This window comes from Streptomyces sp. F001 (assembly GCF_004187715.1).
Lineage (GTDB): Bacteria > Actinomycetota > Actinomycetes > Streptomycetales > Streptomycetaceae > Streptomyces > Streptomyces flavusporus.
On record NZ_QZWF01000088.1, the window covers coordinates 1 to 6756 of the forward strand.

The 6756-nt window shown below is 68.3% G+C and carries 9 protein-coding genes; 1 reads left to right on the forward strand and 8 read right to left on the reverse strand.

All coding sequences use genetic code 11. The annotated features are described in order from the left end of the window. Window positions 1–621: carboxypeptidase-like regulatory domain-containing protein (locus StrepF001_RS43875; protein WP_165396578.1), on the forward strand; the 621-nt coding region annotated here is incomplete at its 5' end. Here the strand turns inward: StrepF001_RS43875 and StrepF001_RS43880 are convergent. From StrepF001_RS43880 to StrepF001_RS43915, 8 genes are all read right to left on the reverse strand, one after another. Then, window positions 614–1231 carry a Uma2 family endonuclease gene (locus StrepF001_RS43880; RefSeq protein WP_129803660.1) on the reverse strand — a complete coding sequence of 206 codons (618 nt, stop codon included), beginning with the start codon at window positions 1229–1231 and terminating at the stop codon, window positions 614–616. The two genes, StrepF001_RS43875 and StrepF001_RS43880, sit on opposite strands and share 8 nt — an antisense overlap. A 90-nt stretch (window positions 1232–1321) precedes the next feature. Further along, window positions 1322–2080, reverse strand: coding sequence for a TetR family transcriptional regulator (locus StrepF001_RS43885; protein WP_129803661.1), 759 nt, complete (start codon window positions 2078–2080; stop codon window positions 1322–1324). A gap of 23 nt (window positions 2081–2103) precedes the next feature. Next, on the reverse strand, window positions 2104–2514 hold the full coding sequence (locus StrepF001_RS43890; RefSeq protein WP_129803662.1) for a VOC family protein: 411 nt from the start codon (window positions 2512–2514) through the stop codon (window positions 2104–2106). Window positions 2515–2753: 239 nt separating this feature from the next. After that, window positions 2754–3515: a succinate dehydrogenase iron-sulfur subunit gene (locus tag StrepF001_RS43895; RefSeq protein ID WP_129803663.1), complete on the reverse strand. Its 762-nt coding sequence runs from the start codon at window positions 3513–3515 to the stop codon at window positions 2754–2756. Continuing rightward, window positions 3515–5269 (reverse strand): succinate dehydrogenase flavoprotein subunit, encoded by a 1755-nt coding sequence (gene sdhA, locus StrepF001_RS43900; protein ID WP_129803664.1) that lies wholly within the window; start codon window positions 5267–5269, stop codon window positions 3515–3517. The genes StrepF001_RS43895 and sdhA overlap by 1 nt, the downstream gene beginning before the upstream one ends. Window positions 5270–5292: 23 nt before the next feature. Then, window positions 5293–5775, reverse strand: a complete 483-nt coding sequence (locus tag StrepF001_RS43905) for a succinate dehydrogenase hydrophobic membrane anchor subunit (RefSeq protein ID WP_129803665.1) — start codon at window positions 5773–5775, stop codon at window positions 5293–5295. Window positions 5776–5780: 5 nt separating this feature from the next. Continuing rightward, a complete protein-coding gene (sdhC, locus tag StrepF001_RS43910) occupies window positions 5781–6161 on the reverse strand; it encodes a succinate dehydrogenase, cytochrome b556 subunit (protein ID WP_129803666.1) in 381 nt (126 codons plus the stop codon). 180 nt (window positions 6162–6341) lie between these two features. Further along, window positions 6342–6756 (reverse strand): 2-oxo-4-hydroxy-4-carboxy-5-ureidoimidazoline decarboxylase (locus tag StrepF001_RS43915; RefSeq protein ID WP_129803667.1); only part of this gene is annotated, 415 nt, incomplete at its 5' end.

Below are 6756 nucleotides of genomic sequence, written 5' to 3' on the forward strand. Positions count from 1 at the left end.
CTGGTCAGCCGGATGCACGAGGAGTGGGTGCACACGAAGGACAACGCGCGCGCGGTGCGCGTCGGCCTCGCGGAGACCAGCCGGGTGATCAACTCCGCGGCCCTGATCATGGTCTGTGTCTTCCTGGCCTTCGTGCTCAGTGGCGACTACGGGGCCGCCATGGCGGGCGTCGGCCTGGCGGCGGCGGTCGCCCTGGACGCCTTCATTCTCCGTACGGCCCTGGTGCCGGCCGCGATGCACCTGCTGGGCCGCGCCAACTGGTGGCTGCCGGCGGGGCTGGAGAAGCGGCTGCCGCATCTGGCGGTGGAGCCGCGGGAGGAGGCGGTGGAGACCGTGCCTGAAGGGCCTTCATCGGTGATCCACGGCTTCATCCGTACGGCGGACGGCGAGCCCGTGGAGGGCACGGCGGTGACGCTGCTCTCACGCGGCGGGCGTCAGCTGGACCGGGTGACGTCCCTGGCGGACGGCTCGTACATCGTCGCGGTGCCGGGGCCGGGGACGTATCTGCTGGCGGCGACGGCGAGCGGCCTGGGGTCGCGGGCACGGCATGTGGTCGTGGGTGAGGGGCCGCTGGTGTACGACGTGGAGTTGGCGGAGGGGGAGGTGGACGCGGTCAATTAGCCTTCGGCTGCCCGGCCTTGATGATCTGCTCCACGTCGAGGGTAACTTCGGCGCCGATCGTTTCGGGCAGCGTGACGGTCTCGCCGGGAGCGTGGACGCGGTGGTTCGCGTACTCGCTCCCGGCCGGGTCGGTGAGGACGTGGAGGCGCTGGTGCTTGCGGTCGACGACGAGGTAGACGGGGACCTTCGCCTCGGCGTAGGCGCCGACCTTGGTCTTCAGGTCGTCCTTCCAGTTGCTGGAGGTCACCTCAAGAACGAGACGGAAGCAGACCGGGTCGTACGCGTTGTTCTCGGCGAAGTGGTCGTCGATGTCGGCGTCCACCACCACGAGGTCGGGGATGGCGTAGTCCTCGGGGCCGGTGGGCAGCCAGAGGCCGACGTTCTGGAGGACCTCGGTTTTCGTTCCGTGCAGACCAGCGGCAATGAAGGGGATCATGAGGCTGGTCAGAGCGCGGGCGTGGGGGGCATCCGGTGATGGGGTCACGAGGAGATGGCCTCCGATGATCTCGACTCGGTAGCCCGGATGGCGCTCCATGATCTCGTCGGCGATGGCCGTCAGCGAGAACGGCCGGTCGTCGTCGAAGGGCTGCTCGACGGATGCAGCGGACATCGCGTGCCTCCTAGGGGCTGGTGTCGAGAGCATCATCGTAGGCAGGCCGCAGGCACTGTGTCCCGTTCCGGCCCGTTCACCCGAACGTGATCACCCGGCCCGCCCCTTGCTCCCAGGATCCGGCAGCATCTTCGTCATCCCCGGCAGAAAGTCCGTGAACAGCTCGTGCACCTCCAGCACCAGCGGCCGCAGCACCCGGAACCGCGCCAGGGTCACCCCGCGCGCGGTGAGCCGGGCCCCCCGCTCGGCCAGCCGGTAACTGCGCTCGCGCCCCTCGGTCCGGTCGAAGATCCAGTACAGGCACAGGCCCATCTGAGCCAGCCACATCAACTCGGGAAGGACGTCCCGCAGTTCCTCCGGCACCTTCGCCCTGGACCCGGCGAGCACCTCCCGGTGCACGCTGACCGCCTCCACGCGCGCGTGCTCCGACTCCGGCGAGAACGGGCTGAGCGGGCTGTCGGGGTCGGCGGCGTTCTTGAAGAACTGCACCGCGAACTCGTGGTACGGCGTCGCGACGTCCAGCCACGCCTTCAGGACGCCCGCGAGCCGCGCCTCCAGGTCGGTCTCCCGGTCCAGGACGTCGCGGACCGCCGCCTGGTGCTCGGCGGCGATCCGGTCGTAGAAGCCCTGGACCAGGTGCTCCTTGCCGGCGAAGTAGTAGTACGCGTTGCCGACGGAGACTCCGGCCTCCTTGGCGATGGCCCGCATGGTGGTCCTGTCGTACCCGCGCTCCCGGAACAGCCGCATCGCCGTCTCCAGGATCAGCGCACGCGTCTGCTCGGACTTGGTCGGCGTACCGCCCCCCTCGGGGTGGTCGCTCGGCGCGGGACTGTCGTTCTTCGCGGGCACGAAGAGAGCCTAGCCAGTGGGATTCAGGGCCTCCGCCCCAGCTCCGGCCGCTTGCTGTAGTCCGTGAACCCGAGGATGTTCCCCCACGGATCGGCGATCTCGACGGTCCAGCCGGTGGCCACGGGGGAGGGGGCGTCCAGGAGGGAGATGCCGGCCTCGGTCAGGGCCTGGGCCGCCGTGCGCGCGTCCGGCACCTCGAGCCACACCCGTGGCGACGGCCAGGGCGGCGGACGGTGCCCGAACTCCTCCTCCCGCCGCAGCAGAATCCCGGGCGTCTCACCTCCGACCTTCAGCAGTGCGATCCCGGCCTCGTCGAGCCGGAAGTCCGTCGCGAACCCGGCCCGCTCGTACCACCGCACGGCCTCGTCGAGGTCTCCGACGGGCAGCAGTACGTTGTCGAAACCGAGCAGCTCGTACGACTGGTCATCTGACATGCCCTCAGGTTAGGGGCACGCCGAAGCCCGGCCAGGGACACCGGACCGCGGGCCGACCATGTGATCACCCGTTGAGGTGAGGCCGAAGCCGGAGGCCCGTTGCCGACGACACGAAGATCACGGATCCGACCATCCTGAGCCGGCCGTAGGCGGCGTAAGCGGAGCTCCGGGAGCCCGGCACGGCGAGGGCTCCCGGCCCGGCGTACCGGACGGGGAGCCCTCACCGTGCTGACGGAAGGTCAGAAGCGCCGGGTGATCAGTGCCCTCTTCACTTCCTGGATCGCCTTCGTGACCTCGATGCCGCGCGGGCAGGCGTCCGTGCAGTTGAAGGTCGTGCGGCAGCGCCAGACGCCGTCGCGGTCGTTGAGGATCTCCAGGCGCTGCTCGCCGGCCTCGTCACGCGAGTCGAAGATGAAGCGGTGCGCGTTGACGATGGCCGCCGGGCCGAAGTACTGCCCGTCGTTCCAGAAGACCGGGCACGAGGACGTGCAGGCCGCGCAGAGGATGCACTTCGTCGTGTCGTCGAAGCGCTCGCGGTCCTCCGCGGACTGCAGACGCTCACGCGTCGGCTCGTTCGTGTCCTTCGTGATCAGGAAGGGCATGACGTCCCGATAAGCCTGGAAGAACGGCTCCATGTCCACGACCAGGTCCTTCAGGACCGTCAGGCCCTTGATGGGCTCGACCGTGATCGGCTTCTCGGGGTTGATGTCCTTGATCAGCGTCTTGCAGGCCAGGCGGTTCTTGCCGTTGATCCGCATGGCGTCCGAGCCGCAGATGCCGTGCGCGCAGGAGCGGCGGAACGTGAGCGTGCCGTCCAGGTCCCACTTGATCTTGTGGAGGCCGTCGAGGACGCGCTCCTTGGGGTCGATCTCCAGCTGGAAGTCTTCCCAGGTCGCCTCCGCCGAGACCTCCGGGTTGAACCGGCGGACCCGGAAGGTGACGGTGATGTACGGGGTGGCCGTGGACTCCGCCTCGGCCTTGTCCAGAACAGGGGTAGCCATCAGTACTTACGCTCCATCGGCTGGTAGCGGGTCTGGACGACCGGCTTGTAGTCGAGACGGACGGACTCGGTCCCGTCGGCGCCGACCTCGCGGTACGCCATGGTGTGGCGCATGAAGTTGACGTCGTCACGGTTGGGGTAGTCCTCGCGGTAGTGACCGCCGCGGGACTCCTTGCGGGCCAGCGCGGACACCGCCATGACCTCGGCCAGGTCGAGCAGGTTGCCCAGTTCGACGGCCTCCAGGAGGTCCGTGTTGAACCGCTTGCCCTTGTCCTGGATCGCCACGTTCTTGTAGCGCTCGCGCAGCTCGGCGATCTTCTCCACCGCCGTCTTGATCGTCTGCTCGGTGCGGAACACCATGACGTTGGCGTCCATGGTCTCCTGCAGCTCGCGGCGGAGAGTCGCCACGCGCTCGGTGCCCGTGGACGTGCGCAGGTGCTCGATCTGCTCGACGACCAGCGACTCCGGGTTCTCCGGGAGCTCGACGAAGTCCGCCGTCTGCGAGTACTCCGCCGCCGCGATGCCGGCCCGCTTGCCGAACACGTTGATGTCCAGCAGTGAGTTCGTGCCGAGACGGTTCGCGCCGTGCACGGACACGCACGCCACCTCACCGGCCGCGTACAGGCCCGGGACGACGGTGGTGTTGTCGGCGAGGACCTCGCCCTCGACGTTGGTCGGGATGCCGCCCATCGCGTAGTGCGCCGTCGGCTGGATCGGGATCGGGTCCGTGTACGGCTCGATACCGAGGTACGTCCGCGCGAACTCGGTGATGTCGGGCAGCTTGGCGTCCAGCTGCTCCGGCGGCAGGTGGGTCAGGTCCAGGTAGACGTGGTCGCCCTCGGGACCGCAGCCGCGGCCCTCACGGATCTCGGTGTAGATCGACCGCGAGACCACGTCTCGCGACGCGAGGTCCTTCATCACCGGCGCGTACTTCTCCATGAAGCGCTCGCCGTCCTTGTTGCGGAGGATGCCGCCCTCACCACGGGCGCCCTCCGTCAGCAGGATGCCCATGCGCCAGATGCCGGTCGGGTGGAACTGGAAGAACTCCATGTCCTCCAGCGGCAGACCCCGGCGGTAGACCGCGGCCTGGCCGTCACCGGTCAGCGTGTGCGCGTTCGACGTCACCTTGAAGAACTTGCCGCAGCCGCCGGACGCGTAGATCACGGCCTTCGCCTGGAAGACGTGGATCTCGCCGGTGGCGAGTTCGTACGCCACCACACCGGCCGACTTCTTGATGCCGTCGACCTCGGTGATCAGCTGGTCCAGGACGTAGAACTCGTTGAAGAACTCCACGCCCTCCTTGACGCAGTTCTGGTACAGCGTCTGGAGGATCATGTGGCCGGTGCGGTCGGCTGCGTAGCAGGAGCGGCGGACCGGGGCCTCGCCGTGGTTGCGGGAGTGACCGCCGAAGCGGCGCTGGTCGATGGTGCCGTTCGGGGTGCGGTTGAACGGCAGGCCCATCTTCTCCAGGTCGAGGACCGAGTCGATGGCCTCCTTCGCCAGGATCTCGGCGGCGTCCTGGTCGACCAGGTAGTCACCGCCCTTGACCGTGTCGAAGGTGTGCCACTCCCAGTTGTCCTCCTCCACGTTGGCCAGCGCCGCGGCCATGCCGCCCTGCGCGGCGCCCGTGTGGGAGCGGGTGGGGTAGAGCTTGGTCAGCACGGCGGTGCGGCTGCGCTTCGTCGACTCGATGGCGGCGCGCATGCCCGCGCCGCCGGCGCCGACGATGACGGTGTCGTACTTGTGGATCTTCATGAGTGGATACCTCAGCCCCGTGCCTAGCGGATGTTCGGGTCGAAGGTGAAGATCACCAGCGTGCCCAGCAGGATGGTGAACACCGTTGCGGTGTACAGCAGGCCCTTCAGCCACAGGCGCGTGTTCGCGCGCTCCGCGTAGTCGTTGATGATCGTGCGCAGACCGTTGGCGCCGTGCAGCATCGCCAGCCACAGCATCAGCAGGTCCCAGACCTGCCAGAACGGCGACGCCCAGCGGCCGGCGACAAAGGCGAAGCCGATCTTGGAGACGCCGCCGTCCAGCACGAGCTGGATCAGCAGGTGCCCGATGACCAGGACGACCAGGACGATGCCGGACAGGCGCATGAAGAGCCAGGCGGCCATCTCGAAGTTGCCGCGCGTGGTCTTCGGGGTCTTCTTGGTGCGCTTGCGCGGGGGCTCGATGAGCGGGGCGGGGTTGTCGACCGTGTAGACGGAGCTGCCCTCGACGGGGCCGATCCCGGAAGCGGTCTTCTCAGTCGTGGACATTGGCGTCAGCTCCCGAACACTTCACGAGCGGCGTGGCCGAGGACGGGGTAGATCGCCCCGAGCATCAGCACGACCCAGATGCCCACGACCGTCCAGAGCATCTGCTTCTGGTAGCGCGGGCCCTTCGACCAGAAGTCGACGGCGATGACACGCAGGCCGTTGAGCGCGTGGAAGAGGATGGCGGCGACGAGGCCGTACTCCAGCACGGCGACGATCGGCGTCTTGTACGTTGCCACGACCTCGTCGTACGCCTCGGGGGAGACGCGGACGAGTGCGGTGTCCAGCACGTGTACGAACAGGAAGAAGAAGATGAGGACGCCGGTGACTCGGTGAGCCACCCAGGACCACATTCCTTCCCGGCCGCGGTACAGCGTTCCAGCCGGCACGGAAGAACCCTCCGGGAGCGGGGATTGGGGCCTGCCGGCTTCGGTTGGTCGGACGGGCCCGGCCGGGTACGGTCCACCGGCCCCCAGCATCGTAGCGACGGTTGCCTGCGGCGCTTACGCCGGGACCTCCGGTGTGATCAATGTGGCAGTCGAACGGGCTATTCGTGGTGGGGTGTGCCGTTATGTGCCGAGTGCGGCGCCATTGTGGCTGGTCGCGCAGTTCCCCGCGCCCCTTAGTGCGTTCACCAGCCGACCCCTTGCGAGGCGGCGGAGTTCCTCTGCTGCTACTACCCGCTCGTCCTCCGGATCGTTCGTCAATCGTGACCGGATGGCTGCCAGGACCTGGTCGAGGGCCTCGTCCGGTGGGAGATCATCCACATAGATGACGAACGCGTGTCCGAATCGGGACTCGTATGCCGCCTGGGCCGCGCTCAGTGCCGTATGGGCGGCGGAGTACGCGCCCTCGGGCAGCTCGGGCAAGGCCTCTGCCGCCAGCGCCTCCGCCAGGTCCCCCGGTGTCAGGTCGTACGCCGCCTCGTCGGATGCGGCGAGCAGGGCGTCCAGGTCGGGGTAGGGGCGGTGGGCGGTGAGGCGG